Origin of the sequence: Pararhizobium qamdonense (assembly GCF_029277445.1) — a bacterium.
Lineage (GTDB): Bacteria > Pseudomonadota > Alphaproteobacteria > Rhizobiales > Rhizobiaceae > Pararhizobium > Pararhizobium qamdonense.
Genome location: NZ_CP119566.1, coordinates 1,384,378 through 1,410,851 on the forward strand (window position 1 = coordinate 1,384,378; position 26,474 = coordinate 1,410,851).

A 26,474-nucleotide genomic window follows, 5' to 3' on the forward strand; every position below is an offset into this window, starting at 1 on the left:
TCGTACAATAATCTTGCAGGATTGCTCTATCGTTCGTCGCGCATGATCTGCAACTATGCTTCCGGGGAGAGGCAATCTATGCTTCGATCACGATCCCCACTTTCATCAGACAAAGGAGTGACCCATGGCCCTGGCACGAGGATATGCTGCGACGGATGCGTCGAAGCCGCTGCAGCCCTTCACATTCGAACGGCGCGAACCCCGCGAGGACGACGTCGTCATCAGCATCAAATATTCCGGCATCTGCCATTCGGATATTCACCAAGCCCGCAACGAGTGGGGCAATTCGGCATTTCCGATGGTCCCCGGCCACGAGATCGCCGGTATCGTCACGGCGGTCGGCTCCAAGGTCTCCAAGTTCAAGGTCGGCGACCGGGTCGGCGTCGGCTGCTTCGTCGATAGCTGCACCACATGCGCCAGCCGCGATCTCGATCTGGAACAGTATATGCCCGGTCTCGTCGTCACCTATAACGGTGTGGAAGCCGACGGCAAGACGCCAACCCAGGGCGGCTATTCCGATCATATCGTCGTCAAGGAAGGCTATGTCCTTTCCATTCCGGAGAATCTGCCCTTCGAGGCAACGGCACCGCTGCTCTGCGCCGGCATCACGCTATATTCGCCGCTGCGCAACTGGGGTGCTGGCCCCGGCAAGAAGATCGCAGTCGTCGGCATGGGCGGCCTTGGCCATATGGGCGTCAAGCTTGCGCATGCGATGGGGGCCGATGTCACGGTTCTTAGCCAGTCCTTGTCAAAGCAGGAGGACGGCCTGAAGCTGGGTGCCGACCACTATTATGCAACCTCCGACGCGAAAACCTTCGAGACGCTGGCGGGAACGTTCGACCTCATCCTGTGCACGGTCTCGGCCGAGATCGACTGGAATGCCTATCTTGGCCTGCTCAAGGTCGATGGCACGCTGGTGCTCTTGGGGATTCCGGAAAAGCCGGTGCCGGTCCATGCCTTCTCGCTCGTTCCGTCGCGCCGCAGCATTGCCGGCTCGATGATCGGTTCGATCAAGGAAACCCAGGAAATGCTCGATTTCTGCGGCGAGCACAATATCGTCTCGGAAATCGAACTGATCCGCATGGATCAGGTCAACGAGGCCTATGAGCGCGTTCTGAAGAGCGACGTGCGCTACCGCTTCGTCATCGACATGGCGACGCTGTAAAGCTTTGAGAAGAAAAGGCCGGCAGGTTCGTCCCGCCGGCCTTTTTAGTATCAATTGAGAATCAAAGGGCTATTTGACTTCGGTCAGGACTTCGGTGCCGGAGCCATCTTTGCCGGTAATCGTCCAGGCGCCGTTCAGTATGCCATCGCCCTTGACCTGGTAGACGATCAGCCCCATGGCATCGTCCAGAACGTAAGCGGCCGCGAACGCATCGCCGTTCAGCATGCACACGCCGGTCGATTTGACGCCGGCGGTCTCCCATTCGATGATGCAGGTGGTTTCGCTGGCCAGCGTGATTTCAGCTGTGCCGGAATAGCTGGATCCGTCGAGATTGGTGCCTTCGACGGTATATTTGCCGGCATTGACGGTTTGCGCATGCGCGGTGGAAGCGGCCGCCAGCAAAAGTGCTGCCGCGAAAATGATCTTTTTCATGGGTCCCCTCAAAAAAATGGCTCGATGATCGAGCGCATTTTAGCCTATGCGCAATTGGTACCGTTTGAAAAGAACCAAAATTGTGGTGATCGGGGTCAGGCGAGCGGCAGCGGCCCGTCGTTCTTGATCTCTTCCATGACCGCATAGGTGCGCGTCTCCTTGACGCCCGGAAGCGTCCAGAGCACCTGGCCGAGGAAGTTGCGATAGGCGTTCATGTCCTCAAAGCGGGTCTTGACGAGATAGTCGAAACCGCCGGCCACCATATGGCATTCGAGCACCGACGGCGCCTGTTTGACCGCAACCGCAAATTTGTCGAAGACTTCGGGCGTCGTCTTGTCGAGCATGACCTCGATGAAAACGAGAAGACCAAAGCCCAGCTTGTGCGGATCGAGCCGCGCACCGAAACCAGAGACATAGCCTTCCTTCAGCAAGCGGCGCAGCCGCTCGCTGGTGGCCGTCGGCGAAAGGCCGATGCGGTCGGCCAGTTCCAGATTGGTGATCCGGCCGTCCGCCTGCAGGATGTTGAGAATCCGCCGGTCGATTTTGTCTATCTCATGCATCGGATGTCCCACCCTTTCAGTGACGGCTTACGCCGCCAGCCGCATTTCGGCGAGTTTCACCCAATAGGAGATGCCATGCGGGATCGCCTCGTCGTTGAAGTCGTAGCCCGGATTGTGCAGGCCGGCCGTGTCGCCATTGCCGATGAAGATGAAGGCGCCGGGACGGGCGAGCAGCATGTAGGAAAAATCCTCGCCGCCCATCATCGGATCGAGATCGCCAAAGACCTGGCTTTCGCCGGCAATATTTTGCGCTGCCGAAAGGGCGTGGGCGGTTTCCTGGCGGTGGTTGACCGTGACGGGATAGTTGCGGGCGTAGGAGACCTGGATCTTGGCACCATAGGCGGTGCCGAGGCTTTCGGAAATCTGCTTGATGCGCTGTTCGGCGAGATCGCGCACCTCCGGCATCAGCGTGCGGACCGTGCCGCCGAGCTTGGCCTGTTCGGGAATGATGTTATGGGCGAACCCGGCATTGAACTTCGTCACCGAAACGACCACGGAGGACAGGGGATCGACCGAGCGCGAGGCAATCGTCTGCAGCGCGTTGACGATCTGCGAACCGATGACGATCGGGTCGATCGTGCGGTGCGGCTGGGCGGCATGGCCGCCGCGGCCATCGATGGTGATGGTGAATTCATCGGTGGAGGCCATGATCGGGCCGACGCGGCTGCCGAACTGGCCGACCGGCATGCCCGGCATATTGTGCATGCCGTAGACTTCCTCGATGGCGAAACGCTCCATCATGCCGTCCTTGACCATTTCATGGCCGCCGGCGCCGCCTTCTTCGGCCGGCTGGAAGATCACGGCGACCGCGCCTTTGAAATTGCGGGTTTCGGCCAGATATTTTGCCGCGCCGAGAAGCATGGCGGTGTGGCCGTCATGGCCGCAGGCGTGCATCTTGCCGGATGTTGTCGAAGCCCAGGGCTTGCCGCTGGTTTCGGTCATCGGCAGGGCATCCATGTCGGCGCGCATGCCGATGGTGCGGCCTTCGCCGAGATTGCCCCTGATCAGGCCGACGACGCCGGTGCGGCCGATCCCGGTCACGATTTCGTCAACCCCGAATTCTTTCAATTTGTTTTCAACAAAAGCTGCCGTATTTTCGACGGCAAACAGCAGTTCCGGCTTCGTGTGGAGGTGGCGGCGCCATTCCGTGACTTCGGTCTGGAGTTCTGCTGCGCGGTTGAGAATAGGCATTTTGGTTTCCTGTGGGTCCATTGCGGGCATGGGATACGGGATATTTGGCATCGGCGCAAAAGAATGGTCTTTGCCATCTCCTCGCCATATAGGTTAAATAGCCGGACGATACGAGGCAATTCCCGAAATTTCGAGGTTTGATGTGCAGACAACTGGAATTCGCAAGAGTGGCGCGTTGAAGCTATTCGCAGTCCTGACCGGCGCCTGCGCCTCGCTGCTGTCGGCCACACTGCCGAGCGTGGCCAATCCGCAGCTGGTTGTCGATGTCAGTTCGCTGAAGGTTTACGAGCAACGGGAAATCTACCAGAAATGGTATCCGGCCTCGCTGACCAAGCTGATGACGGCGTATACCACCTTCCGGGCGCTGAAATCCGGGCAGCTGACGCTGGAAACACCGGTTATCATGAGCAAGAACGCCGCCGGCGAGCCGCCGAGCAAGATGTTCTACAAGCCCGGCCAGGCCGTGACGCTCGACAGCGCGCTGAAGATGATGCTGATCAAATCGGCCAACGATATTGCCGTTGCGATTGGCGAGACCGTTGCTGGGTCCGAGCCCGCTTTCGTCAACCAGATGAATGCCGAAGCCAAGCGTATCGGCATGACCTCGTCGCATTTTGTCAATCCGAATGGATTGCCCGGTGCCGGTCAGTACACCACGGCCCGCGATCTCGCCGTTCTGGCGATCACGATCAAGCGCGAGTTTCCGCAATATGCGCCGTACTTTGCCTATGAAGGCTTCACCACGGGCAAGAAAAACTATCCCAACTTCAATATGCTGATCGGCCGTTTCGATGGTGCCGACGGCATGAAGACCGGTTTCATCTGCGCCTCGGGCTTCAACCAGGTTTCCTCCGCCACGCGCAATGGCCGTGCCGTCGTGTCCGTCGTTCTCGGCGCTGACAGCCTTGGCGGCCGGGCGGACGAATCGGCGCGGTTGCTGCAGCTGGGGCTTACCTCAAGCAATGCCGGCAAGCCCGGCCTTGGCCAGATTGCACCCTATGGCGAGACGCGTGACATGGTTGCCGATGTCAGCAAGGAAATCTGCAACCCGAAGGCCGCCAAGGTGCGCTCGGAAAACCGGGACGAAGGTGGACGGCAGAAACTGCTGTCGCCCTATATTCATGAGATCAACCGCCCGCTGAACCTTGTCGCTGCCGGGCTGATCCCGGGCCTCGAGAAGGTGGACGATGTCAAGACCAGGGGGCAGATGGAGGCAGGCCAGGGCGATGTCGCCAATGTGCCGGTCCCGGTTCCCCGTCCCGTTTTCTAAAGTTTCGCCTGCTGATCGGATAAGCCATGAGCCTTGTTTCAAACGCCGTGCCGGTGTCGATCCTCACCGGTTTTCTCGGTGCGGGAAAGACATCCCTTCTCAACCGGCTCCTCAAGGATCCCGACCTTACCGATACCGCCGTCATCATCAACGAGTTCGGCGATGTGTCTCTCGATCACCTTCTGGTCGAGGCATCGAGCGACGGGATCATCGAACTGTCGGATGGCTGCCTCTGCTGCACGGTGCGGGGCGAACTGGTCGATACGCTGGCTGATCTGATGGACCGGATGCAGACCGGCAAGATCAAGCCGCTGAAGCGCGTGGTCATCGAAACCACCGGACTTGCCGATCCGGCGCCGGTCTTGCAATCGGTGATGGGCAATCCTGTCATCGCCCAGAGCTACCGGCTCGATGGCGTCGTTACCGTCGTCGATGCCGCCAACGGCCTTTCCACGCTTGATCATCACGAAGAGGCGGTCAAGCAGGTGGCGATGGCGGACCGGCTGGTGATCAGCAAGATATCGCTGGCGACGCCGGATGTGGTGAATGCGCTGAAGGCGCGGCTACGCGCCCTCAATCCGCGCGCACCGATGATCGATGGCGATCTGCCGGAAGCGGGCAAGGCTGAACTCTTCCATTGCGGGCTCTACGATCCCGCCACCAAGATCGCCGATGTCGGCCGCTGGCTGCAGGACGAGGTGGCTGCGGACCATCACGACCACGACCACGATCATGACCATGCTCATGATCATTGCGGCCACGACAATTGTGGTCATGACCACCACCATCATCATCATGATGAGAACCGGCATGGGGCGGATATCCGGTCTTTCAGTCTTGTCCACGACCGGTCGATCGAGCCGATGGCGCTTGAAATGTTCGTCGATCTCCTGCGCTCCGCCCATGGCGAAAAGCTGTTGCGGATGAAGGCGATCGTCTCGATGACCGACAATCCCGACCGGCCGCTGATCCTGCATGGCGTGCAGACCGTGTTCCATGCGCCGCAGCGCATGGCCGCATGGCCCGATCCGTCCGACCGGCGCACCCGCATGGTGCTGATCACCAAGGACCTGCCGGAAGCCTTCGTGCGCGATCTCTTCGATGCCTTTACCGGCAAGCCGCGCATCGACCGGCCCGACCGGCAGGCGCTCGAGGACAATCCGCTGGCGGTTCCAGGGCTCAGACTGTAACGCACCGGCGAGGGGCTTTGCATGTTTCCGGAGCTGGGCGGCGGTATCGGCAACATGCGGGCGCCAGCCCATCCTGCCAGCCGTCCCGGCGGCTGGAGTGTCAGCGCTTCCCTCGGCTTCCATCTCCTGATCGGGCTCGCCCTGCTTTTCGCCGTGACGCCGCGCCGGCAGGCACCGTCATCGCAAGAGAGCGTCAGCGTCAATGTGCTGACGCAGCAGCAGTTCGAGGCCGCGAGCAGCCCGGCGGCTGCCCAGGTGCAATCCCAGCCGGCGCCGCAATCCCAATCCCAACCACAATCCACGAGTGATGCGGTCAATGCGCCACAAAGAGAAACTCCGGTTCCGGCATTTGAGAAACTGCCGACGGACCAGCTGCGCCCGCAGGTGGATGCGATGGTTCAGGCAAAGCACCTGCAGTCGGCCAAGGTTCTGGCCGATCCGCGCAGCGCCAAGGCGCGGAAGGCGATGGGTCAGCTTGCATCCTCGGAGCGTATCGTCCAGCTCTGCAATATCGAGGCGATGGAACAGGTGCATCTCTGGAAGCCGACGTTAAAGCCGGATTTTCTGGTCGCCTATGCGATGGCAGATACTGAGCTGTCGGGGCAAAAGCTCAAGGCGGACGGCGGGGCGTTCCGCAGCAAGAGACGCTGGTACAAGATCGGGTTCACCTGCGAAGTGACGCCGGACCTCAAGCAGGTCGTCTCGTTTGCCTTTGCGGTTGGCAGCGAGATTGCGAAAAGCGAATGGGCCGATCACAACCTGACGGCGGATGATGGTCCGGTGGATTAGAGCCTCGTACTCATTGATCGTAAGAGGCTCTAATTGCCGCAGGCAGCGGCCCTTGCGAGAAAGAACGCCTTTTCGCTGCTGTTACGGGTGAGGCCTGCCGCGCGCTCGAATTCGGCTTTGGCGTCCGCCAAGCGTCCGGCCCGAAACAGGAAATCGCCTCTTGCGGCGGGCAGGGGGACGTAGTTTTGCAGTCCCGCTGCCGGATCGATCTCGTCGAGGCGCGCGAGCCCGGCTTCCGGTCCAAATGCCATGCTATGGGCGACGGCCCGGTTGAGATCGACCACCGGCGACGGCATGACCTCGCGCAGCGTGTCGTAAAGCCCGGCAATTTTATGCCAGTCCGTGTCTTCCGCCTTGCGCGCGCGGGCGTGACAGGCGGCCAGAGCTGCCTGCAGGGCATAGGGACCATGCGCGCCGCCGAGCGCTTCCACACGCTGCAGGGCTGCAAGCCCGCGCCGGATCAGGAGCTGGTCCCAATGGGCGCGGTTCTGCTCGGTCAAAAGGATCGGCGATCCGTCCGGGGCCACACGGGCATTAAGACGGGAGGCCTGGATTTCCATCAGCGACAAGAGGCCGAGCACTTCCGGCTCGTCCGGCATGAGGCCGGCGAGGATGCGGCCGAGACGTTGGGCCTCCGCGCAGAGCGCCGGGCGGATCAGGTCTTCGCCTGCGGTGGCGGCATAGCCCTCGTTGAAGATCAGGTAGATCACTTCCAGAACGGATGCGAGCCGTTCTGCGCGCTCTGCGCCGCGCGGCACCGCAAAGGTGAGGCCGGCATTGCCGATCGTCTTCTTGGCCCTCACGATCCGCTGGGCGATGGTGGCTTCGTTCGAGAGAAAGGCGCGGGCAATTTCATCGGTCGTCAAACCGCCGATCAGCCGCAGGGTCAGTGCTGCCCGCGCCTCTGTCGAAAGCACGGGATGGCAGGCAGCAAAGAGGAGACCCAGCAGCTCGTCGCCGAGATCGTCGTCCAGCGCCGCTTCGATATCCTCGACGCTGGTATCACGCTCATCTTCGAGGTCGCGGCCGATTTCGGCATGTTTGCGCGTGAGCATTTTCTTGCGGCGCAAACCATCGATGGCGCGGCGCTTGGCGGCGGACATCAGCCAGGCTCCGGGATTTTTCGGAACGCCGTTTACTGGCCAATCCGAGAGCGCGGTTACCAGAGCGTCCTGCGCCAGCTCTTCCGCCAGCCCGACGTCTCTGACCATCCGCGCCAGGCCGCCGATCAGGCGGGCCTGTTCGATCCGGAACACTGTCTCGATTGCCTGATGCGTTTCGTTTGCCGCCATATGTGTGGATTAAACGAGCGGGAAAGGCCGCGTCAAGCCAGCGGTAGTCTGACGCGGCCCGGCGAAATCAGCGCTTGGCTGCCTTTTCGCGCAGGCGTTCTTCCTGTTCGGCCAGTTCCGGCGTAAATGCCTCGCCGAAATCGGCTGCCTCGAAGACCTGGCGGATTTCCAGCTCGCTTGGGCCGGGCATCGGGTTGGGGCAGCGCTTGGCCCATTCGACGGCCTGCGCCATGTCCTTGACTTCCCACAGCCAGAAACCGGCGATCAGTTCGCGGGTTTCGGCAAAGGGCCCATCGATGACGGTGCGTGACGGGCCGTCGAAGGCGATCCGCTTGCCCTTGACGGAGGGATGCAGCCCTTCGCCGGCCATCATGATACCGGCATTGACCAGCTCCTCGTTATATTTGCCCATGGCTTCCAGAAGCTCGGTCGTCGGCATGACGCCTGCTTCGCTATCCTTCGATGCCTTGACGATCACCATCACACGCATTGTGTTCTCCCTTGATTATTGGAAGCCGGAATGGCCTTCCTGACCATACGACGAACGACGCCCGGCTCGATCGACATCGTTCCGGAATTTTTTTGAGAAATCTAGAGAAGTTGTGATGGAGAGGGCCGCTTGGCCGTCTTTACGGCAGAATGTGTCCGGCGGGACTGAACAGGTCTCTCGCCGTCAAGTTTGACCTTGGACGTCAAGCCTTCTTGCGGATGACGAAACGGTGGCCGCCGGACAGCGCCTCGGATTGCTCCAGGCTATGGCCGTCTTCGTTGCAGAAATGCGGAATGTCGATGATGGCGAGCGGGTCGGTGGTCTCGACCGTGATCAGCGTGCCGGGAGCAAGGGAGAGCATGCGCTTGCGTGTTCGCAAGACCGGCAAGGGGCATTTCAGCCCCTTGAGGTCATAGATCAGGCCGTCGGGCATCAATTGCCCCAGAGTTTCCAGAATGGCCGCTTCTTCGGCTGTTGTTCAACGACAGCCTGTTCGGCGACCGGTGCCGCTTCGGTGGCGGCCGCTGTCTGGGCGGCTGCCGCATCGGCGGGCTTCTTCACCGTTGCGGTCGTAACAGGCTGGGGCGTTGCCGTTGCGGCGGCTTGCTGCACGGCCTGCTTCTGGCCAGCCGGCCGCTGTTCTTGAGCCGCGTCGATAGGCGCTGCGGCTGCCGGCTCGAGCTGTTGCGCATCGGCGCCGCTCTTGGAAAACAGGCTGCCCCAGAAGCCTTTGCGCGCAGCGCCCGGCTGTTCGACGGCGGCCTGCTGCACCGGTTTGGGCAACGGATTTTCCGAAGGGACCGGCACGTTTTTGCCGTTCTTGGTGGACTTGTCCAGCTCGGCCTTCTGGATCTCGATCGCCTTCTTGACCTCTTCCAGCTCGGCCCGGCGGGCTTCCTGCTTTTCGAGGTCGGCGACCTTCATCAGCTTGCCGGCGTCGAGCGAGGTGCCGGTCGGGGCATAGGCCAGTTCCTTGCCGACGCGCTGCTTGGCGACGATCGCCTTGCGCTCGGCTTCGCTCGGCTCATACCAGACCATGCCGTCGAGCTTCTTGGTGGCCTTGGCGTAGTCGTCGTTGTATTTCTTGTTGTAGCTGGCGAGCGCGCCCTGCATGGTGGCCGGGGTCGACATGGCCGGGCATTGGCCGGTCGGCGAGAATTTGCCGTCGGTCTGCTGGTTGAAGACGTATTTCTTCTCGCAGATATTCACTTCCGGCGGCCGTTTGGTGATCTCGAACTGGTCGTAGCCGGGCTTCAGCATGTTCCAGAAGTCGATGTTCGGGCTGTTTTTGTGCCGCGCCATGTTCTCGGCCGTCATGCGGAAGGGCAGGGCCTGCAGCTGGATCGCCTGCTGGCCGCCCTTGTAGGCATCGCGCGATAGCGCAAAGATTTCCTGCATCTGCTCGTCGGTCATCGAATAGCAACCCGACGACGAGCAGGCGCCGTGGATCATCAGATTGGTGCCGAAACGGCCGTTCGCCTGGTCGAAGCGGTTGGGAAAGCCGGTATTGATGGCCAGATAATAGCTGGAATTCGGGTTCATCTGGCCGGGCGAGATCGGGTAGAACCCTTCCGGCGCCTGGCGGTCGCCTTCCTTCACCTTCGGGCCGAGCTTGCCCGACCAGGCGCAGATCTTGTACTGGCGCAGCATCTCGTAGCGGTTGGAGGCATTGGCCTTCCAGACTTCGAGAACGCCTTCCTCCTTGAAGATGCGCAGCATGATCGGCGAATCCTTCGCCATGCTCATTGCCTGCATCTTCTGGACGATCTTGCCGGAGAGCTGGTAGTTGACCTTGCTGGAGACCTTCTTGAGGTCGACATCGACGGTGTCCATCGCTTCATTGGCGGTGCAGCTCGAAAGGAGCGCAGCGATGGCTGCGGTGGCAACAAGATGTGTCAAACGCATCGGCAAAGGTCCATCAAGATAACTGTCGAACGTGGCGTTCCGTGCAGGCGGTCCACAGGGAATCAATATGCCTTTTTACTTCACAAAATATTAACCTTACAAAACCGCCCTGCTCAACCGTTCCAGACGCCCAGAATATGGCCAAGGTTGGACCGCGCACAGATTTGCCACGCAGATCCTCCCAAAGCCAGCAAAATTGCTTAGAGCTGGCGGCCGATCGCCAGGTATTTCTGGCGGCGGTCGGAGCGCAATTCGTCGCCGGTGCGGCCCGAAAGCTCCTTCAGCGCATCGGCGATGACGGTGCCGGTCTTCTCGATGACGGCGTTGGGATCGCGATGCGCGCCGCCGACCGGTTCGGTGATGATGCCGTCGATGATGCCGAGCGACTTCAGGTCTTCGGCCGTGATCTTCATGTTGGTTGCCGCTTCCTTGGCACGCGTACTGTCGCGCCAGAGGATGGAGGCGGCGCCTTCCGGCGAGATCACGCTGTAGATCGAGTGCTCCAGCATGTAGACGCGGCTGCCGGTCGCGATCGCGATCGCGCCGCCGGAACCACCTTCGCCGATGACCACGGAGACGATCGGAACCCGCATGTTGAGGCACATTTCGGTCGAGCGGGCGATGGCCTCGGCCTGACCGCGTTCTTCGGCGCCGATGCCCGGATAGGCGCCGGCCGTATCGATCAGGGTGATCAGAGGCAGGCCGAAACGGTCGGCCATTTCCATGACGCGGATTGCCTTGCGGTAGCCTTCCGGACGGGCGCTGCCGAAATTGTGCTTGATGCGCGACTTGGTGTCGTTGCCCTTTTCCTGGCCGATGACGGCGACAGGGGTGCCGCGGAAGCGCGCCAGGCCTGCCTGGATCGCCTCGTCATTGGCAAACTTGCGGTCGCCGGCCAGCGGCGTGAATTCGGTGAAGAGGTTGGCGGCATATTCCTGGAAATGCGGGCGCTGCGGATGGCGCGCGACCTGCGTCTTCTGCCAGGGGTTCAGCTTGGAATAGATTTCGGCCATCGCCTCGCGGGCGCGGACTTCCAGACGCTCGACCTCGTCGGCCGTGTCGATGCTCTCGTCCTCGCTGGCAATCTTCTTCAGCTCGTGAATCTTGCCTTCGAGATCGGAGATTGGTTTTTCGAAATCGAGATAATTGTGCATGTGATGCGTTTCCGATCATATTGCGCCAGTGGCTACGGGTAAGACGTTTCAGCCGTCCCGGCCAAGTGTTCTGGCGCTCCTAATCCTGTTTTTTCGCCTGTTTGGCAAGAGGGTGATGGTTTTGGACCAGCTGATGCAGCCGTTCTTCCAGCACATGGGTATAGATTTGTGTCGTTGAAATGTCCGAATGTCCGAGAAGTTCCTGCACGGCGCGAAGGTCGGCGCCATTGGCAAGCAGATGACTGGCAAAGGCATGGCGCAGCACATGCGGCGAGATCGCCGCAACGCGGATGCCGGCGCGGGCGGCAAGATCCTTGAGGTCGCGGGCAAAAACCTGGCGCGGCAGGTAACCCGCCTTGCCGGAAGAGGGAAAGAGCCACGGGCTTTCCGGCGGCGGCGTTTTCTGCGCGGCATTGTCGCTGGCCATCGCCGTGCCATAGGCCTGCATCGCGCGGATCGCCGAATGTGACAGCGGCACCATGCGCTCCTTGTTGCCCTTGCCGCGAACGACAAGAAAACGGCCGTTCTGGGCAAGCACGGAGGCCGGTAGCGATACGAGTTCGCTGACGCGCATACCGGTGGCATAGAGCAGTTCGATCAGCGCATGCATGCGCAGCCGCGCAACCGTATCGCCGCCGCTTTTTGCCGCTTCCGCTTCCGCCTGACCGATCAGCTTGGACACGTCGTCGATGCTGAGCACCTTGGGCAGCGACCGGCCTTTCTTCGGCGCGTCGAGAACGCCGGTCGGATCGTCCGTGCGCAGGCCTTCGGCATAGAGAAACTTGTAGAACTGCCGCAAGGCCGAGAGCCTGCGGGCCTGCGAAGAGGCCTTGAAGCCCTGCTGCGCCAGATGCGAGAGATAGGCGCGCAGGTCATCGGAAGCGGCATCCGTCGGCTTGACGCCGCGCTGCTTTAAGAAGGAATAGGCGTCTTCGAGATCGCGCTCATAGGAGATCAACGTGTTGTTGGCAGCACCCCGTTCGGCGCTCATCATCTCCAGGAAGGATTCCATATGGGCGGCGGAAAGATCGATCATTGCGGCTTGTTGATCCGCTCGGAGGGAATGCGGATGGTGACGTCGCGCTCGACCGGATTGACGAATGTCACCAGCGCCACCATCGTTCCATAGATCACGCCGCCGATCAGGGCGCAGATGAACAGGAACCGGAACAGGGTGGGCATTTTCAACTCCTAGAGCCTCGTATGATCAATGAGGCAACAGCATGCGCCTCATTGATCATACGAGGCTCTGACGTCAGGGGCCTATATGACCATGCCTGTTTGCAAGTGCAAGAACCGCTGTATCGCGCGGGATTCCCGTGACCTTGTATGCCGTGAAGTCTTGACGCTTCCAGCTGTTTTGTCGATACCGGAGCGGAACGGGGAAATTAAAACTGCATGAGCGACGTGATTGAACCGGTTTCCGAAGCGCTGGTCGAGCGGGCGAAGGCCGCGCTCGGGCGACGAAACCTCGTCTTCGTCGGTCTGATGGGGGCCGGAAAATCGGCGGTCGGCCGGATCGTGGCCTCGGCGCTCGGAATTCCCTTCGTCGATTCCGATCATGAAATCGAACGTGTTTCGCGCATGACGATCACTGAACTCTTCGCAGCCTATGGCGAAGACGAGTTCCGCGCATTGGAAACCCGCGTCATCAAGCGGTTGCTCAAGACCGGCCCGCGCGTCGTCTCCACCGGCGGTGGCGCCTATATCAACGAGCGTACCCGCAAGCATATCAAGCGCCAAGGCCTCTCCGTCTGGCTGAATGCCGAGCTTGAGGTGCTGTGGGAGCGGGTCAACAAGCGTGACAGCCGTCCGCTCCTCAAAACCGAAAACCCCAAGCAGACGCTGGAAAACCTCATGCACGCCCGCTATCCAATCTATGCTGAGGCGGACCTGACGGTGCTGTCGCGCGATGTCAAGAAAGAGGTGATGGTGGAAGAGGTTCTTGCCGCTCTCGCCAGTCTCCCGAAGAAGTGAAGCCATGACCACGACCCGTTTATCTGCCGCCCGCAAAACCGTCCGCGTCAATCTCGGCGACCGGTCCTATGATATCCTCATCGGTCCCGGCCTTATTGCAACGGCCGCAGACGAGATTGCCGGGCGGCTGAAGGGCCGGCGCATGGCCGTGATCACCGACGAACATGTCGCGCCGCTCTATCTCGAGCCGTTGATGGAAAGCCTGAAGGCCAGTGGCATCACCGCCGTGTCGCTGGTTTTGCCGGCCGGCGAAAAGACCAAGAGCTTCGAACATCTGATCCCGGTCTGCGAGGCGATCCTTGGGGCCCGCATCGAGCGCAACGATGCCGTTATCGCGCTGGGCGGCGGCGTGATCGGCGATCTCACCGGCTTTGCCGCCGGTATCGCCCGGCGCGGATCGCGCTTCATTCAGATCCCGACGTCGCTTCTGGCCCAGGTGGATTCGTCTGTCGGCGGCAAGACCGGCATCAACTCGCCGCACGGCAAGAACCTGATCGGCGTGTTCCATCAGCCGGATCTGGTTCTGGCCGATACGGATGTGCTGGATACGCTCAGCCCGCGCGAGTTCAAGGCAGGCTATGCCGAGGTCGCCAAATATGGCCTGATCGACAAGCCGGACTTCTTTGCCTGGCTGGAAAACAACTGGCAGGCCGTCTTTGCTGGCGGCGACGCCCGTATCGAGGCGATCGCCATCAGCTGCCAGGCCAAGGCCGATGTGGTTGCTGCCGACGAACGCGAGAACGGCCAGCGGGCGCTGCTCAATCTCGGGCACACATTCGGCCATGCGCTGGAGGCGGCGACGCAGTATGATGGCGCGCGTCTCGTGCACGGCGAGGGAGTGTCGATCGGCATGGTGCTGGCGCATCAGTTTTCCGCGCGCATGAACCTTGCAAGCCCCGATGACGCCAGGCGCGTCGAAGCGCATCTGCGAGCGGTGGGCCTGCCGACCCGTATGGATGAAATTCCCGGCACCTTGCCGCCCGTGGAGACGCTGATGAACGCGATTGCCCAGGACAAGAAGGTCAGCGGCGGCAAGCTCACCTTCATCCTGACGCGCGGCATCGGCCAGTCCTTTGTCGCCGATGACGTGCCGGGATCGGAAGTGACCGCGTTTCTCAAGGAAAAGCATCCGGGATGAGCAACGAAGCCTTCACGCTCTTCCTGACCGACTACGGTCCGGGCATTCTGATCATTCTCGTGATGATCGTGCTGTCGGCTTTTTTCTCCGGCTCGGAAACGGCGCTGACTGCGGCATCGCGCTCAAGGATGCACACGCTGGAGGCCAATGGCGATGAGCGGGCGGGCATGGTCAACCGCCTGATCGAACGCCGCGACCGGCTGATCGGAGCGCTTTTGATCGGCAACAACCTTGCCAACATCCTGTCGTCATCGATCGCCACCAGTCTGTTCCTGCATTTCTTCGGCGCGTCCGGCGTTGCCTATGCGACGCTCGCCATGACGATCATTCTGGTCATCTTTGCCGAGGTGCTGCCGAAAAGCTGGGCGATCGCATCGCCGGACCGATTTGCGCTTGGCGTGGCACGCACGGTCAATGTCATCGTTCTGGTGGTCGGCCCGGTTTCGAGCCTGGTCAACTGGATCGTGCGCCGCATTCTCGGCCTGTTCGGCATCAATCTGTCCTCGGAAATGCCGATGCTGACGGCGCATGAGGAATTGCGCGGTGCGGTCGATTTCCTGCACCGGGAAGGCTCGGTCATCAAGGCCGACCGCGACCGGCTCGGCGGCGTTCTCGATCTGGGCGAGCTGGAAATTTCCGACATCATGATCCACCGCACCTCGATGCGCGGCATCAATGCCGACGATGCGCCGGAAGTGGCGGTTCGCGCGGTGCTCGAAAGTCCCTACACCCGCATGCCGGTCTGGCGCGGATCGACCGATAACATCATCGGCGTCGTGCATGCCAAGGACCTGTTGCGGGCGCTGGCGGAACCGGATGTCGAGCCGGAAAATCTCGATATCGTCCGCATCGCGCAAAAGCCGTGGTTCGTGCCGGAAACCACCAATCTGAAGGAACAGCTCAACGCCTTCCTGCGCCGCAAGGTACATTTCGCCATCGTCGTCGATGAATATGGCGAGGTGCAGGGGCTGGTGACGCTGGAGGATATCCTGGAGGAAATCGTCGGCGATATCTCCGACGAGCACGATATCGAAATCCAGGGCGTGCGCCAGGAAGCCGACGGCTCGATCGTCGTGGATGGCAGCGTGCCGATCCGCGATCTCAACCGCGCACTCGACTGGACCCTGCCGGACGAGGAGGCGACCACGGTTGCCGGGCTTGTCATCCACGAATCCCGGACGATCCCGGAGGAGCGGCAGGCCTTCACCTTCTACGGCAAGCGCTTTATCGTCATGAAGCGGGTCAAGAACCGGATTACGCGGCTCAGAATCCGGCCGGCCGATGACCCGACACTGCCCCCGCTGCCGGTGAAGACCGAAAGCGTCGAGTAATTCAGCTAGGTTTGAAACGGTCAGCCCTTATGGCTGCCGATGCCGCTCACCAGCGGGTGGCTTCGCCTGGAACGGCCGGTTCCAGCGCCAGCGCATGCAATCCGGCATCGATCTCGGGCTGCAAAACCTCGTTGATGGCGCGGTGGCGGGCGATGCGGCTCATGCCGATGAACGCGCTGGAGACGATGCGCACCCGCATATGGGTTTCGCCGGTGCCGTCAATGTCCGGATGATGACCGGCATGCAGGTGGCTTTCGTTGACAACGATCAGCCGTTCGGGCGAAAAAGCCGTGTTGAGTTTTGTTTCGATGCGGCTTTGAAGCGACATGTTTTAGCCCCGATTCTCTGGCTTTTCGGCTGGCATCGATCGTAAACGAGCGGCCCGTCCGGGATTGCGCTGTGCGCGGTGCAAAATGGCTTCACAAAGCCTGCAACATTCCCGTTTGTCAATTCTTGTTGTGGCGTCCGCCACGCCCCATAATTAGCGCCATGAAACTTGATTCAAAATACTTTGATGGGATCCGGACGCGCCGCAGGGCGACCCAGAAGCCCGAGCCGATGGCTCCGAAGTGCCAGTGGGACGGGTGCGAGGAGAACGCCGTCCATCGCGCGCCGGTGGGCCGCAATGCAGAGAACGAGTTTTTCATGTTCTGCTTCGAACACGTCAAGGAATACAACAAGGGCTACAATTATTTTTCCGGCCTGTCCGACAGCGAGATCGCGCGCTACCAGAAGGAAGCCATCACCGGCCACCGCCCGACCTGGACGGTCGGCGTCAACAAGAACGCCAAGAATGCGCCGCAGCAGTCGCAGCAACGGTCGGGGTCGGCCGGTGCGCAGGCGCGCATGCGCGATCCCTTCGGCTTTGTCGATCAGGCGCGGGCCCGCGCCAACCGGCAGGAGCCGCGGCTGCGCAAGCTGAAGACATTGGAGGCCAAGGCCTTCGAAACGCTGGGTCTGCATGCCAATGCAACTGCGGCAGATGTGAAGTCGGCGTATAAAGAGCTTGTAAAAAAGCATCACCCCGATGCAAATGGCGGAGACAGGGGATCGGAAGAGCGTTTTCGCGCCGTGATCCAGGCATATCAATTGTTAAAACAGGCTGGCTTCTGCTAGGAACCCGTTTTATTACGGTCACACTTTTATAAAGGCATAGACGGGAGCGCCCCCGCAAATTGATCGTAGGGGCTTTACCGTGCTGGAGACATGATGAGCAAGGTAGACCTCGATATTTCCAATCTCCCCGATACGACGGTTTCCGTCCGTGACGTTTTCCGTATCGATACCGATCTGCGCGTGCCGGCCTATTCGAAGGGCGATGCCTATGTGCCGGATCTCGATCCCGACTATCTGTTCGACCGCGAGACGACGCTCGCCATCCTGGCCGGCTTTGCCCATAACCGCCGCGTGATGGTGTCCGGTTATCACGGCACCGGCAAATCGACCCATATCGAGCAGGTCGCGGCCCGTCTCAACTGGCCCTGCGTGCGCGTCAACCTGGACAGCCATGTCAGCCGTATCGATCTCGTCGGCAAGGACGCGATCGTCGTCAAGGACGGCATGCAGGTCACCGAATTCAAGGACGGCATCCTGCCCTGGGCCTACCAGCACAATGTCGCGCTCGTCTTTGACGAATATGATGCCGGCCGCCCGGACGTGATGTTCGTCATTCAGCGCGTGCTCGAATCGTCGGGCCGCCTGACGCTGCTCGACCAGAGCCGCGTCATCAGGCCGCACCCGGCTTTCCGCCTGTTTTCGACGGCCAATACTGTTGGCCTCGGCGATACGACCGGCCTCTATCACGGCACGCAGCAGATCAACCAGGCGCAGATGGACCGCTGGTCGATCGTCACCACGCTGAACTATCTGCCGCATGACAACGAGGTCGATATCGTTGCCGCCAAGGTCAAGGGCTTCACCAAGGATCGCGGCCGCGACACGGTTTCCAAGATGGTCCGCGTTGCCGATCTCACCCGTGCAGCCTTCATCAACGGCGACCTGTCGACCGTGATGAGCCCGCGTACCGTCATCACCTGGGCTGAAAACGCGCATATCTTTGGCGATATCGCCTTTGCGTTCCGCGTCACCTTCCTCAACAAGTGCGACGAGCTTGAGCGGGCGCTGGTGGCCGAACACTATCAGCGCGCCTTCGGTGTCGAGCTGAAGGAAAGCGCTGCCAATATCGTGCTCGAAGCCACGGCCTGATCGATGGCAGGCCGGGGCGACAATTCGAAAGCAAGGCCGGCCGGTGTCGTGGATGTGGAGCCGTTCCGCCGCGCACTGACCGGTTGTATCCGCTCGATTGCCGGCGATTCGGAGGTCGAGGTCGTGTTTGCCAACGAGCGTCCGGGCCTTTCGGGCGAACGCGTGCGGCTGCCGGAAATCTCCAAGCGGCCGACGCGCCAGGAACTTGCGGTCACCCGCGGGCTCGGCGATTCCATGGCGCTGCGCAAGGCCTGCCATGATGCCCGCATCCACGCCACCATGGCGCCGCAGGGTGCCGACGCACGCGGCATTTTCGATGCCGTCGAGCAGGCGCGCGTCGAGGCGATCGGGTCGCTGCGCATGACCGGCGTTGCCGGCAATCTGACATCGATGCTGGACGAGAAATACGCCCGGGCCAATTTCAGCAATATCGACCGCCAGGCGGATGCGCCGATCGAAGAGGCGGTTGCCCTGATCGTGCGCGAAAAGCTGACCGGCCAGAAGCCGCCGGCGTCCGCCGGCAAGGTACTCGATCTCTGGCGCGATTTCATCGAGGAAAAAGCCGCCGGCGACATGAAGGAATTGTCTGCCGCTGTGAACGACCAGCAGGCCTTTGCCCGCGTCGTGCGCAATATGCTGACCTCGATGGAGATGGCCGAGAAATACGGCGACGACGATGTCGAGCCGGACGATCAGGAAAGCCAGACCGACGAGGACCAGCCGCGCAGCCAGGAGCAGGACGAAAACAGCTCCGACGACGATGCCGGCTCCGACGCCGCCCCAGCCGACGAAAACGAATCTGCCGACGAGCAGATGGACGACGGCGAGATGGACGGTGCCGAAATCTCCGAAGAGGAGATGTCGGACGATGGCGAGGACGACAGCGAAACGCCCGGCGAGGTCAAGCGGCCGAGCCATCCGTTCGACGATTTCAACGATAAGGTCGATTACGGCGTCTTTACCGAGGAATTCGACGAGACGACCACGGCCGAAGAGCTTTGCGACGAAGCCGAGCTCGACCGCCTGCGCGCCTTCCTCGACAAGCAGCTGGCGCATTTGCAGGGCGCAGTCGGCCGTCTGGCCAACCGGCTGCAGCGCCGCCTCATGGCGCAGCAGAACCGGTCCTGGGAATTCGACTTGGAAGAGGGCTATCTCGATTCGGCGCGGCTGACGCGCATGATCATCGACCCGATGCAGCCGCTCTCCTTCAAGCGCGAGAAGGATACCAATTTCCGCGATACGGTCGTCACGCTGCTGATCGACAATTCCGGCTCGATGCGCGGACGGCCGATCACGGTCGCGGCGACCTGCGCGGATATTTTGGCCCGCACGCTGGAGCGCTGCGGCGTCAAGGTCGAAATCCTCGGCTTCACGACCAAGGCCTGGAAGGGCGGGCAGTCGCGTGAAAAATGGCTGGCCAGCGGCAAGCCGCAGATGCCGGGACGTCTCAACGATCTGCGCCACATTATCTACAAGTCTGCCGACGCCCCGTGGCGCCGCGCGCGCCGCAATCTCGGCCTGATGATGCGCGAGGGTTTGCTGAAAGAAAATATCGACGGCGAAGCGCTGATCTGGGCACATAACCGGCTGCTTGGCCGCTCCGAGCAGCGCCGCATTCTGATGATGATTTCGGATGGTGCGCCGGTTGATGATTCCACCCTGTCGGTCAATCCGGGCAACTATCTCGAACGGCACCTGCGCGCTGTCATCGATCAGATCGAGACGCGCTCGCCGGTCGAATTGCTGGCGATCGGTATCGGCCACGACGTGACGCGCTATTATCGCAAGGCCGTGACCATCGTCGATGCCGACGAGTTGGCAGGTGCGATGACCGAGCAGCTGGCGTCGCTGTTCGACGATGAGAGCTCCCGGCGCCGGGCTGCTGCGCCACGGCGGCGCGCGAGCTGATTGTCTTGCCGGCCGGGGCACGACTATGGCTCCGGTCTTTTCTGCATATTGCGTGGTGAATTTTCCGGAGCCGTTTTGTGCTTCCTGCCGGCCTGCCAGAAGGACGTCTTTTGAAAGCGACACTGATCCAGGCCGCCGCCCTTTCCCTGTTCCTGGCCGTCACGCCCTCGGTTGCGGCGCCGCTCGCACCGTCCGAAACCGTTCCGGTGAAAAGCCGACAGATCGAGAATTTCAAGATCGGGTCGGACCAGAAACAGTTCGGCAAGCTGGAATTTATCGGCGGCATCGAAATGTCGTCGTCGAACGCGCTGCTCGGCGCGATTTCGTCGATCCGCTTTCGTCCGGACCGGAAGTCCTTCCTTGCGATCATGGATACCGGCCATTGGGTCGAAGGTGAAATCCGGCGCGACCACGAGGGCAAGCTCTCCGGCACGAGCGATCTCACCGTCACCTCGATGATCGATGCCAATGGCCGCTCGGAGCAGGTCAAGGAGCGGATGGACTGCGAGGGCGTAGCCCTGCGAAACGGTGAGGTTCTGGCCAGCTATGAGGGGTTGCATCGCGTCGATGTCTATCCGGATCCGGGCTTTGCCCAGTCAGGGCCGGTGGCGACCCTGCCGCTTCTCATTCCGGTCACGTCGCTGCGTGGCAATCGTGGCCTGGAAACCATCGCCGTCTCTCCGAAGGACAGTCCGCTTGCAGGCGGCGTCACCGTGGTGTCGGAGCTGAGTTTCGACGCGAACGGAAACCTGCTGGCTGCCGTGCTTGATGGTCCACGCAAGGGCATTTTCGGTGTCGTCCGCAAGGGGGCGTTTGCCGTGACCGACGGCGCGTTCCTGCCCAATGGCGACCTGCTCATTCTGGAGCGCCGCTTCAGCTTTGCCGAAGGCATCGGCATGCAGATCCGCCGCATCAAGGGTGACGATATCAAGCCGGGCGCGGTGGTCGATGGCGAGATTTTTTTGAATGCCGACATGGGCTACCAGATCGACAATATGGAAGGCCTCGACGTGATCGTCGAGCCCGGCGAGACCCGCCTCATCCTCGTGTCCGACGACAATCACTCGATCCTTGAGCGCAACCTGATGCTGGAATTCCGGTTGACCGAATAGAGAAACGGGCAAGAAAAAACCCGCATCATGGGAGTGATGCGGGCTGGATTGCTTTCACTGGGTATTCGTCTCAGGCGTTGGCCTTCGCACCCGGCATCGGCTTGATCACGTTCATCAATGCGCCATAGGGCAACAGCATGACCAGGCCGACGATGATCTTGACGCTGAGGTCGCCGAGCGCCCAGGAGATCCAGCGCGGTGCTTCTGCGGTCATGACGCCGAGGATCGGGGCGCTTTCGAGCGCGAAGGGATCGTTCGGGCCAAAGACCACGAAGACGGCTGCAAAGGCAAACGAGAAGAAGATCGCGGTATCGAGGAAAGAGCCGAACAGCGAGCCGATCAGCGGCGCGCGCCACCAGCTCTGCGCCCGCAGCCTGTTGAACACCGAAATATCCAGAAGCTGGCCGAACAGGAAGGCCGAACCCGAGGCGATCGCGATGCGCGGTGTGGCGACCAGCACCGACAGGACGATGGCGACGGCAAAGCCGGCAATCACCACCTTGCGGGCAGTGCGTGGTCCGAACTGGCGGTTGGTAAGGTCGGTGACGAGAAAGGCGATCGGATAGCTGAACGCGCCCCAGGTCAGCAGGTCACCCAATTGCATGCCGGCGATCGAGCCGGGCAGGGGATACTGGACCAGGAAATTGGAGGCCACGACCACGAGGGTCATCAGCGCGACATAGGTGAGAAACGTGCGGTTTTTAAGCATTTTTTTATCCTGGGGTATGCCACCAGTTGGAGCGATCGGAGCCCGCTCTTTGCCATGCTTTTGGGCCGGCAAGCCGCAGACGGTTTACAGTCTATAGGACACGAGAAAAAGGCTCGCCGGTTGCCCTGGCAAGCCTTCTCATCTGTACAGTCACGTGTGCCGGTTAAGCGGCGACAGCGACGGCTTCAGCCGTCTTCTTGACGATCTGGCGGCGCAGCAGGCGAGCGCGCATCGACAGCTCGACTTCGTCAGCCTTGATCAGGAATGCGTCGAGACCACCGCGGTGTTCAACCGAACGCAGGGCTGCGGCCGAAACGCGCAGACGGTAACGCTGGCCGAGCACGTCGGAAATCAACGTAACCTGGCACAGGTTCGGAAGGAACTTGCGCTTGGTCTTGTTGTTTGCGTGGCTCACATTGTTGCCCGACTGGACGCCCTTGCCGGTCAATTCGCAACTACGGGACATGATGCACCTATTTTTCTTTTCGCCTTCGGTCCATGCGTTGGCGGGCCATATGCCCAGGCCGCATTCCGTTGGCCATGATTGGAAAGTTGCGGTTCTATAGTCAGACAGAGCCGCGGCGTCAAGCCAAACCTTCGTTTTCCGGGAAAAACTCTTGAGAAACGCGGGGTCTTTCAAGCCGGAGATGCCGTACGGTTTGGATTCTCCTCGTCCCTATACATCTTTGCGGCGGGCAATTCCACTTTATTGGTCCATGGGTTAAGGCTTGTGGCAAAAGCGGGGTTTGCGGCGCAGAAATGCCGTAAACACACCGTATCGGCTGTTGTCGCATGACCATTTGGAAGGGCTGAGGAATGAACTGGCGCATCGGTGTCTCGGCGCTTCTGGCGTTTGCAACGGCAACGTTTTCCACAGGTACGGCTTTTGCCGCCGATATCACGCATAATACGGATTACAGCATCTCGCTTGCCGGCCTGCCGATTGCCAAGGCTTCGTTCCACACGGCATTGAACGACAAGCGCTACACCATTTCCGGCACGATGAACTCAGCAGGGCTTGCCGATATCTTTGCAAAGACCTCGGGTGAAACCTCGGTATCGGGCGTCATCGGCCGTGACCAGCTGAGTGCTTCCGAATACCGCGTGCGCTATCAGAGCGGCAAGAAGGGCCGGGCGATCGATGTCCAGTTCCGTGATGGCGATGTGGTATCCGCCTCGATGAAACCGCCGCGCAAGATCCCGAAAAACTGGGTGCCGGTGACCAAGGCCGATATGCGCAATGTCGTCGATCCGCTCTCCGGCCTGATCTTTCCGGCCGATACGCGGGTCTGCCCGAAAAGCGTGCCGGTCTTTGACGGCGAATCGCGCATGGACCTGAAGCTCTCGCCCAAGGGCACGAAGCCCTTCAAGACGGAGGGTTTTTCGGGCGATGTCATCGTCTGCGGCATCAAGTTCGTGCCGAAATCCGGTTTCCGCAAGGGCCGCGACGACGTCGATTATCTGCGCAAGCTGGAAACCATGGAAATCTGGTTTGCCAAGGCTGAAGCCGTGAATGTATATGCTCCCGTCTACGTCCGCATCCCCACCAGCTACGGCCCGGTCACCATCTGGGCCACGCGGTTCGGAAGCTGACATTTCCATTTGCGCCGGGGGGGCACAGGCATGAAGGTCAAGGCAACGCTGATCGGCTTTTCGGCGATCCTGATGTGGTCGCTGCTGGCGCTGTTTACCGCCGCCTCCGGCACGATGCCGCCTTTCCAGCTTTCGGCCATCTGCTTTTCGATCGGCAGTATTCCAGGCCTCGTGGTTCTGGCGCTGAAGCCCGAGCGGCTCAAGCTTCTCAGGCAGCCGGCACAGGTCTGGATCGTCGGCATTGCCGGGCTGTTCGGCTACCATTTCCTCTATTTCACGGCGCTTCGGAATGCGCCGGCGGTCGAGGCCGGGCTGATTGCCTATTTGTGGCCGCTGCTGATCGTCGTCGGTTCGGCGCTTTTGCCGGGCGAGCGTCTGCGCTGGTATCATGTTGCGGGCGCGGTCTGTGGTCTAGCCGGTACGATCCTGATCGTGGCGCGCAACGGCGTCCAGTTCGATGATGCCTATGTGATGGGCTATAGCGCGGCTTTGGCCTGCGCCTTCACCTGGTCGGGATATTCGCTGCTGACGCGGCGGTTCGAGGCGGTTTCAACCGATGTCGTCACCGGCTTTTGCCTGGCAACCGCCGCTTTGTCGTTCCTGTGCCATCTTGGCTTGGAAACCACGGTCTGGCCGGAAAGCGCCACGCAATGGATTGCGGTTGTGGGTCTTGGCCTCTTGCCGGTCGGTGCTGCCTTCTATGCCTGGGATTACGGCGTCAAGAACGGCAATATCCAGATCCTCGGCGTTGCCAGCTATGCGGCCCCGGTTCTGTCCACGCTGGTGCTGATCGCCTTCGGTTTTGCCGAGCCGTCGTGGCGCATCGCGCTCGCCTGCCTGTTCGTCACGGGCGGCGCAGTGCTGGCGGCCAAGGATATCATTTTCCGGGACCGGTCGCGCGCCGCGCAGCCCGCCGGGTAGACTTAGAGCGCAGGCGGCTGCCAGCCGGGCGGCGCCATTTCAAAAGCCGAGAAATCAAAACCCGGTGAAACGGTGCAGCCGACCAGCGTCCAGGCGCCAAGCGAGGTTGCCGATTGCCAGCCGTTCGCCGGCACCACGGCCTGCGGCAGTTCGCCGATCAGGATATTCGAGCCGAGCTTGATGGTCGTGGCAGGCTTGCCATCCTCAGCGATGCTGAGCGCCAGAGGCGCACCGGCATAGAAGTGCCAGACCTCGACCGCATCGCGGACCCGGTGCCAGTGCGAGCGTTCGCCGCGCTCCAAGAGATAATAGATGGCCGTCGAGTATCCTCGCGGGCCGCCTGCGGTGTCCTTGAAGGTCTGGATATACCAGCCGCCTTCCGGATGGCGCTGCATGTTCAACGTTTCGATAATGGCTTTCGCCGAGAGCGGCAGTTGGACGTCCATCAGAAATTGTCCTTGCGCTTGCGGATTTCGGCAAAGACCTCAGCGTCCGATGCGTTGTCCATATACAGATGTGCCCTTATGGCCGCGTCATGCGGCCGCAGGAAGGGGTTGGTGGTCTTTTCCAGTCCCAGTGTCGTCGGCGCGGTGAAGGCGCCCTTGGCGCGCAACGCCTCGATCTCGGCCGCCCGAGATTTGAGCGCCGCATTATCCGGATCGACGGTGACGGCAAAGCGGGCGTTGGACAGCGTATATTCATGGCCGAAATAGACCACCGTATCATCCGGCAACGCCATCAGCTTCTGCAGCGAAGCCCACATCTGCGCCGGTGTACCTTCGAATAGGCGGCCGCAGCCGAGCGCAAACAGCGTGTCGGCGGAAAACAGCAGCGTGTCGTCTGGAAAATAAAAACAGATATGCCCGGCCGTGTGCCCCGGCGTTTCGAAAACATGCACCTTGTGGCCGGCAAATTCGAAGTCACCACCATCACCGATGGTCATGTCGATGCCGGGAATTTTCTTGGCTTCGTTTTCCGGGCCGATGATCGTCGCCTCATAGCGCGTCTTCAGCGCCAGGTTGGCGTCCACATGGTCGGTATGATGATGGGTGGTGAGAATATGCGTCAGCGTCCAGCCCCGGCGTTTCAAAGCGTCGAGGATCGGCTGTTCCTCCGGCGCATCGATCGAGGCGGTGGCGCCCGTTTCCGGATCGTGGATCAGCACGCCGAAATTGTCGGTGCGGCATGGGAACAGTTCGATGTCGAGTTTGGCCATGAGAGAATTCCTGCGGAGGGGCGGGGCGTTATGGCGAATGTAGTGAGCCGCGCCTTGAAGTCCACCTGTTCCAGTCTAACATGCATGTCATGCATGCAGATATCGTCGACCTTCGCCAGTTCTATCATTCCCGCCTCGGGCGCTTTGCCGAACAATCGATCGGCATGGCGCTGTCGTCCGTGTGGGCGCGGTTGCCGGAAGAGCGATTGGTGGGGCTCGGATATGCCGTTCCCTATCTCGATCGTTTCCGCGCCGATACGGAGCGCACCTTTGCCTTCATGCCGGCGGGGCAGGGCGCGGTAAACTGGCCGGTGGCAGAGCTGTCCTCGACGGCGTTGATCTTCGACGAGGAATTGCCGCTGCCCGATTCGTCGATCGACCGGGTGCTGATGGTGCATTCGCTGGAATTTGCCGAAAATCCGCGCGAGACGATGAAAGAGCTCTGGCGCATTCTGGCGCCGGGCGGACGGCTGGTCATCGTCGTGCCGAATCGCCGTGGCGTCTGGGCGCGCATGGAGCACACGCCGTTTGGGTCAGGTAGGCCCTATTCGCGCGGACAGCTGACGGCACTGTTGCGCGAAACCAATTTCACCCCCGGCGCCTCCGCCGATGCCCTGTTTTTCCCGCCGTCGAAACTGAAACTGATCCTGAAGATGCGCCAGGCGTTCGAGCGTATCGGCCGCTCGCTCTGGCCGGTCTTTTCCGGCGTCATCATCGTCGAGGCGCAAAAACGGCTCTACCAGGGCCTTCCGGTCGCCGCGCGCGCCTCGCGCCGGGTCTTCGTGCCGGTGCTGGCGCCACAGGGCGTTCCGACGACGCGGGATGTTGGGTAGGTCCATTTTGGCCACGGAGCCCGCTCGCCCCCCTCTGTCACTTCGTGACATCTCCCCCCTTGAGGGGAGATGTCGGCGTCGCCGACAGAGGGG

Annotated in this window: 29 protein-coding genes; 14 read left to right on the top strand and 15 right to left on the bottom strand. The window is 61.2% G+C overall.

Translation table 11 applies throughout. From position 1 onward, the window contains the following. Positions 1-124: 124 nt before the first annotated feature. A complete protein-coding gene (locus PYR65_RS06670) occupies positions 125-1,165 on the top strand; it encodes an NAD(P)-dependent alcohol dehydrogenase (protein ID WP_060639449.1) in 1,041 nt (346 codons plus the stop codon). Between the two features lie 69 nt (positions 1,166-1,234). Here PYR65_RS06670 and PYR65_RS06675 read toward each other — a convergent pair whose 3' ends face one another. From PYR65_RS06675 to PYR65_RS06685, 3 genes are all read right to left on the bottom strand, one after another. Next, on the bottom strand, positions 1,235-1,597 hold the full coding sequence (locus tag PYR65_RS06675; RefSeq protein WP_276120406.1) for a hypothetical protein: 363 nt from the start codon (positions 1,595-1,597) through the stop codon (positions 1,235-1,237). 95 nt (positions 1,598-1,692) lie between these two features. Continuing rightward, positions 1,693-2,157 carry an Lrp/AsnC ligand binding domain-containing protein gene (locus tag PYR65_RS06680; RefSeq protein ID WP_060639451.1) on the bottom strand — a complete coding sequence of 155 codons (465 nt, stop codon included), beginning with the start codon at positions 2,155-2,157 and terminating at the stop codon, positions 1,693-1,695. Positions 2,158-2,184: 27 nt separating this feature from the next. Further along, positions 2,185-3,348 (bottom strand): M20 aminoacylase family protein, encoded by a 1,164-nt coding sequence (locus PYR65_RS06685; protein WP_276120407.1) that lies wholly within the window; start codon positions 3,346-3,348, stop codon positions 2,185-2,187. Positions 3,349-3,523: 175 nt separating this feature from the next. Between PYR65_RS06685 and PYR65_RS06690 the strand changes: the two genes are divergently transcribed. The 3 genes from PYR65_RS06690 to PYR65_RS06700 are packed head-to-tail and all read left to right on the top strand — an operon-like array spanning position 3,524 to position 6,597. After that, complete coding sequence (locus PYR65_RS06690) at positions 3,524-4,618, top strand: D-alanyl-D-alanine carboxypeptidase family protein (RefSeq protein ID WP_276120408.1); 1,095 nt, start codon at positions 3,524-3,526, stop codon at positions 4,616-4,618. Positions 4,619-4,644: 26 nt separating this feature from the next. Next, positions 4,645-5,808 (top strand): CobW family GTP-binding protein, encoded by a 1,164-nt coding sequence (locus PYR65_RS06695; RefSeq protein ID WP_276120409.1) that lies wholly within the window; start codon positions 4,645-4,647, stop codon positions 5,806-5,808. Between the two features lie 21 nt (positions 5,809-5,829). Then, entirely contained in the window at positions 5,830-6,597 is a 768-nt protein-coding gene (locus PYR65_RS06700; protein WP_276120410.1) for a DUF930 domain-containing protein, read from the top strand. Positions 6,598-6,626: 29 nt separating this feature from the next. Here PYR65_RS06700 and PYR65_RS06705 read toward each other — a convergent pair whose 3' ends face one another. From PYR65_RS06705 to PYR65_RS06735, 7 genes are all read right to left on the bottom strand, one after another. Next, on the bottom strand, positions 6,627-7,889 hold the full coding sequence (locus PYR65_RS06705) for an RNA polymerase sigma factor (RefSeq protein ID WP_276120411.1): 1,263 nt from the start codon (positions 7,887-7,889) through the stop codon (positions 6,627-6,629). 67 nt (positions 7,890-7,956) lie between these two features. Further along, on the bottom strand, positions 7,957-8,379 hold the full coding sequence (locus PYR65_RS06710) for a YciI family protein (RefSeq protein ID WP_060639457.1): 423 nt from the start codon (positions 8,377-8,379) through the stop codon (positions 7,957-7,959). A 202-nt stretch (positions 8,380-8,581) separates the two neighbouring features. After that, positions 8,582-8,812, bottom strand: coding sequence for a sulfurtransferase TusA family protein (locus PYR65_RS06715; RefSeq protein WP_060639458.1), 231 nt, complete (start codon positions 8,810-8,812; stop codon positions 8,582-8,584). Continuing rightward, entirely contained in the window at positions 8,812-10,284 is a 1,473-nt protein-coding gene (locus PYR65_RS06720; RefSeq protein ID WP_276120412.1) for a L,D-transpeptidase family protein, read from the bottom strand. The genes PYR65_RS06715 and PYR65_RS06720 overlap by 1 nt, the downstream gene beginning before the upstream one ends. Before the next feature lie 200 nt (positions 10,285-10,484). Next, entirely contained in the window at positions 10,485-11,438 is a 954-nt protein-coding gene (locus PYR65_RS06725) for an acetyl-CoA carboxylase carboxyltransferase subunit alpha (RefSeq protein ID WP_060639459.1), read from the bottom strand. A gap of 79 nt (positions 11,439-11,517) precedes the next feature. Beyond that, positions 11,518-12,474, bottom strand: a complete 957-nt coding sequence (gene xerD / locus PYR65_RS06730) for a site-specific tyrosine recombinase XerD (RefSeq protein WP_276120413.1) — start codon at positions 12,472-12,474, stop codon at positions 11,518-11,520. Beyond that, positions 12,471-12,620 carry a hypothetical protein gene (locus PYR65_RS06735; protein ID WP_156383228.1) on the bottom strand — a complete coding sequence of 50 codons (150 nt, stop codon included), beginning with the start codon at positions 12,618-12,620 and terminating at the stop codon, positions 12,471-12,473. Before PYR65_RS06735 ends, xerD begins: the two co-directional genes overlap by 4 nt. 216 nt (positions 12,621-12,836) lie before the next feature. Here PYR65_RS06735 and PYR65_RS06740 point away from each other — a divergent pair, with 216 nt between their 5' ends. Genes PYR65_RS06740 through PYR65_RS06750 form a run of 3 tightly spaced genes read left to right on the top strand, consistent with a single transcriptional unit; the run spans position 12,837 to position 15,884 of the window. Beyond that, positions 12,837-13,415, top strand: coding sequence for a shikimate kinase (locus PYR65_RS06740; protein WP_276120414.1), 579 nt, complete (start codon positions 12,837-12,839; stop codon positions 13,413-13,415). Positions 13,416-13,419: 4 nt separating this feature from the next. Next, positions 13,420-14,553: a 3-dehydroquinate synthase gene (aroB, locus tag PYR65_RS06745; RefSeq protein WP_276120415.1), complete on the top strand. Its 1,134-nt coding sequence runs from the start codon at positions 13,420-13,422 to the stop codon at positions 14,551-14,553. Continuing rightward, positions 14,550-15,884 (top strand): HlyC/CorC family transporter, encoded by a 1,335-nt coding sequence (locus PYR65_RS06750; protein WP_060639463.1) that lies wholly within the window; start codon positions 14,550-14,552, stop codon positions 15,882-15,884. The genes aroB and PYR65_RS06750 overlap by 4 nt, the downstream gene beginning before the upstream one ends. 46 nt (positions 15,885-15,930) lie before the next feature. On the opposite strand, the gene PYR65_RS06755 is transcribed toward PYR65_RS06750, so the two are convergent. After that, positions 15,931-16,212, bottom strand: coding sequence for a BolA family protein (locus PYR65_RS06755; RefSeq protein WP_060639464.1), 282 nt, complete (start codon positions 16,210-16,212; stop codon positions 15,931-15,933). Between the two features lie 152 nt (positions 16,213-16,364). Here PYR65_RS06755 and PYR65_RS06760 point away from each other — a divergent pair, with 152 nt between their 5' ends. The 4 genes from PYR65_RS06760 (at position 16,365) to PYR65_RS06775 (ending at position 21,109) form a co-directional block, all read left to right on the top strand. Then, positions 16,365-17,000: a J domain-containing protein gene (locus PYR65_RS06760; protein WP_156383239.1), complete on the top strand. Its 636-nt coding sequence runs from the start codon at positions 16,365-16,367 to the stop codon at positions 16,998-17,000. A gap of 93 nt (positions 17,001-17,093) precedes the next feature. Next, a complete protein-coding gene (cobS, locus tag PYR65_RS06765; RefSeq protein WP_060639466.1) occupies positions 17,094-18,089 on the top strand; it encodes a cobaltochelatase subunit CobS in 996 nt (331 codons plus the stop codon). Between the two features lie 3 nt (positions 18,090-18,092). Next, positions 18,093-19,997 (top strand): cobaltochelatase subunit CobT, encoded by a 1,905-nt coding sequence (gene cobT, locus PYR65_RS06770; protein ID WP_276120416.1) that lies wholly within the window; start codon positions 18,093-18,095, stop codon positions 19,995-19,997. A 122-nt stretch (positions 19,998-20,119) separates the two neighbouring features. Further along, complete coding sequence (locus tag PYR65_RS06775; RefSeq protein WP_407951313.1) at positions 20,120-21,109, top strand: esterase-like activity of phytase family protein; 990 nt, start codon at positions 20,120-20,122, stop codon at positions 21,107-21,109. 70 nt (positions 21,110-21,179) lie between these two features. Here PYR65_RS06775 and PYR65_RS06780 read toward each other — a convergent pair whose 3' ends face one another. Continuing rightward, positions 21,180-21,818 carry a queuosine precursor transporter gene (locus PYR65_RS06780; RefSeq protein ID WP_060639468.1) on the bottom strand — a complete coding sequence of 213 codons (639 nt, stop codon included), beginning with the start codon at positions 21,816-21,818 and terminating at the stop codon, positions 21,180-21,182. 163 nt (positions 21,819-21,981) lie between these two features. Beyond that, the gene (gene rpmB / locus PYR65_RS06785; protein WP_037099739.1) at positions 21,982-22,284 is read right to left on the bottom strand and encodes a 50S ribosomal protein L28; all 303 of its coding nucleotides are present in this window, start codon (positions 22,282-22,284) and stop codon (positions 21,982-21,984) included. Between the two features lie 350 nt (positions 22,285-22,634). Here rpmB and PYR65_RS06790 point away from each other — a divergent pair, with 350 nt between their 5' ends. Together PYR65_RS06790 and yddG are read left to right on the top strand one after the other, a co-directional pair. Further along, entirely contained in the window at positions 22,635-23,411 is a 777-nt protein-coding gene (locus PYR65_RS06790; protein WP_082546811.1) for a DUF3108 domain-containing protein, read from the top strand. A 30-nt stretch (positions 23,412-23,441) separates the two neighbouring features. Continuing rightward, the gene (yddG, locus tag PYR65_RS06795; protein WP_276120417.1) at positions 23,442-24,332 is read left to right on the top strand and encodes an aromatic amino acid exporter YddG; all 891 of its coding nucleotides are present in this window, start codon (positions 23,442-23,444) and stop codon (positions 24,330-24,332) included. Between the two features lie 2 nt (positions 24,333-24,334). On the opposite strand, the gene PYR65_RS06800 is transcribed toward yddG, so the two are convergent. Both PYR65_RS06800 and gloB read right to left on the bottom strand, forming a co-directional pair. Beyond that, positions 24,335-24,778 (bottom strand): cupin domain-containing protein, encoded by a 444-nt coding sequence (locus PYR65_RS06800; protein WP_276120418.1) that lies wholly within the window; start codon positions 24,776-24,778, stop codon positions 24,335-24,337. Further along, complete coding sequence (gloB, locus tag PYR65_RS06805; RefSeq protein ID WP_276120419.1) at positions 24,778-25,548, bottom strand: hydroxyacylglutathione hydrolase; 771 nt, start codon at positions 25,546-25,548, stop codon at positions 24,778-24,780. The genes PYR65_RS06800 and gloB overlap by 1 nt, the downstream gene beginning before the upstream one ends. An 89-nt stretch (positions 25,549-25,637) precedes the next feature. Here gloB and PYR65_RS06810 point away from each other — a divergent pair, with 89 nt between their 5' ends. Beyond that, positions 25,638-26,381: a class I SAM-dependent methyltransferase gene (locus PYR65_RS06810; RefSeq protein WP_060639594.1), complete on the top strand. Its 744-nt coding sequence runs from the start codon at positions 25,638-25,640 to the stop codon at positions 26,379-26,381. The last annotated feature ends 93 nt before the right edge of the window (positions 26,382-26,474 follow it).

Excerpts from the sequence above, each read along its gene's own strand:
- PYR65_RS06755 (WP_060639464.1), bottom strand. The coding sequence starts at position 16,212 with ATGTCGCTTCAAAGCCGCATCGAAACAAAACTCAACACGGCTTTTTCG.
- cobT (WP_276120416.1), top strand. The coding sequence starts at position 18,093 with ATGGCAGGCCGGGGCGACAATTCGAAAGCAAGGCCGGCCGGTGTCGTG.
- PYR65_RS06715 (WP_060639458.1), bottom strand. The coding sequence starts at position 8,812 with ATGCCCGACGGCCTGATCTATGACCTCAAGGGGCTGAAATGCCCCTTG.
- PYR65_RS06720 (WP_276120412.1), bottom strand. The coding sequence starts at position 10,284 with ATGCGTTTGACACATCTTGTTGCCACCGCAGCCATCGCTGCGCTCCTT.
- cobS (WP_060639466.1), top strand. The coding sequence starts at position 17,094 with ATGAGCAAGGTAGACCTCGATATTTCCAATCTCCCCGATACGACGGTT.
- PYR65_RS06700 (WP_276120410.1), top strand. The coding sequence starts at position 5,830 with ATGTTTCCGGAGCTGGGCGGCGGTATCGGCAACATGCGGGCGCCAGCC.
- PYR65_RS06705 (WP_276120411.1), bottom strand. The coding sequence starts at position 7,889 with ATGGCGGCAAACGAAACGCATCAGGCAATCGAGACAGTGTTCCGGATC.
- yddG (WP_276120417.1), top strand. The coding sequence starts at position 23,442 with ATGAAGGTCAAGGCAACGCTGATCGGCTTTTCGGCGATCCTGATGTGG.
- PYR65_RS06725 (WP_060639459.1), bottom strand. The coding sequence starts at position 11,438 with ATGCACAATTATCTCGATTTCGAAAAACCAATCTCCGATCTCGAAGGC.
- PYR65_RS06800 (WP_276120418.1), bottom strand. The coding sequence starts at position 24,778 with ATGGACGTCCAACTGCCGCTCTCGGCGAAAGCCATTATCGAAACGTTG.
- gloB (WP_276120419.1), bottom strand. The coding sequence starts at position 25,548 with ATGGCCAAACTCGACATCGAACTGTTCCCATGCCGCACCGACAATTTC.
- PYR65_RS06750 (WP_060639463.1), top strand. The coding sequence starts at position 14,550 with ATGAGCAACGAAGCCTTCACGCTCTTCCTGACCGACTACGGTCCGGGC.
- rpmB (WP_037099739.1), bottom strand. The coding sequence starts at position 22,284 with ATGTCCCGTAGTTGCGAATTGACCGGCAAGGGCGTCCAGTCGGGCAAC.
- PYR65_RS06670 (WP_060639449.1), top strand. The coding sequence starts at position 125 with ATGGCCCTGGCACGAGGATATGCTGCGACGGATGCGTCGAAGCCGCTG.
- PYR65_RS06780 (WP_060639468.1), bottom strand. The coding sequence starts at position 21,818 with ATGCTTAAAAACCGCACGTTTCTCACCTATGTCGCGCTGATGACCCTC.
- PYR65_RS06685 (WP_276120407.1), bottom strand. The coding sequence starts at position 3,348 with ATGCCTATTCTCAACCGCGCAGCAGAACTCCAGACCGAAGTCACGGAA.
- PYR65_RS06810 (WP_060639594.1), top strand. The coding sequence starts at position 25,638 with ATGCATGCAGATATCGTCGACCTTCGCCAGTTCTATCATTCCCGCCTC.
- aroB (WP_276120415.1), top strand. The coding sequence starts at position 13,420 with ATGACCACGACCCGTTTATCTGCCGCCCGCAAAACCGTCCGCGTCAAT.
- PYR65_RS06790 (WP_082546811.1), top strand. The coding sequence starts at position 22,635 with ATGAACTGGCGCATCGGTGTCTCGGCGCTTCTGGCGTTTGCAACGGCA.
- PYR65_RS06680 (WP_060639451.1), bottom strand. The coding sequence starts at position 2,157 with ATGCATGAGATAGACAAAATCGACCGGCGGATTCTCAACATCCTGCAG.
- PYR65_RS06740 (WP_276120414.1), top strand. The coding sequence starts at position 12,837 with ATGAGCGACGTGATTGAACCGGTTTCCGAAGCGCTGGTCGAGCGGGCG.
- PYR65_RS06695 (WP_276120409.1), top strand. The coding sequence starts at position 4,645 with ATGAGCCTTGTTTCAAACGCCGTGCCGGTGTCGATCCTCACCGGTTTT.
- PYR65_RS06675 (WP_276120406.1), bottom strand. The coding sequence starts at position 1,597 with ATGAAAAAGATCATTTTCGCGGCAGCACTTTTGCTGGCGGCCGCTTCC.
- xerD (WP_276120413.1), bottom strand. The coding sequence starts at position 12,474 with ATGATCGATCTTTCCGCCGCCCATATGGAATCCTTCCTGGAGATGATG.
- PYR65_RS06710 (WP_060639457.1), bottom strand. The coding sequence starts at position 8,379 with ATGCGTGTGATGGTGATCGTCAAGGCATCGAAGGATAGCGAAGCAGGC.
- PYR65_RS06735 (WP_156383228.1), bottom strand. The coding sequence starts at position 12,620 with ATGCCCACCCTGTTCCGGTTCCTGTTCATCTGCGCCCTGATCGGCGGC.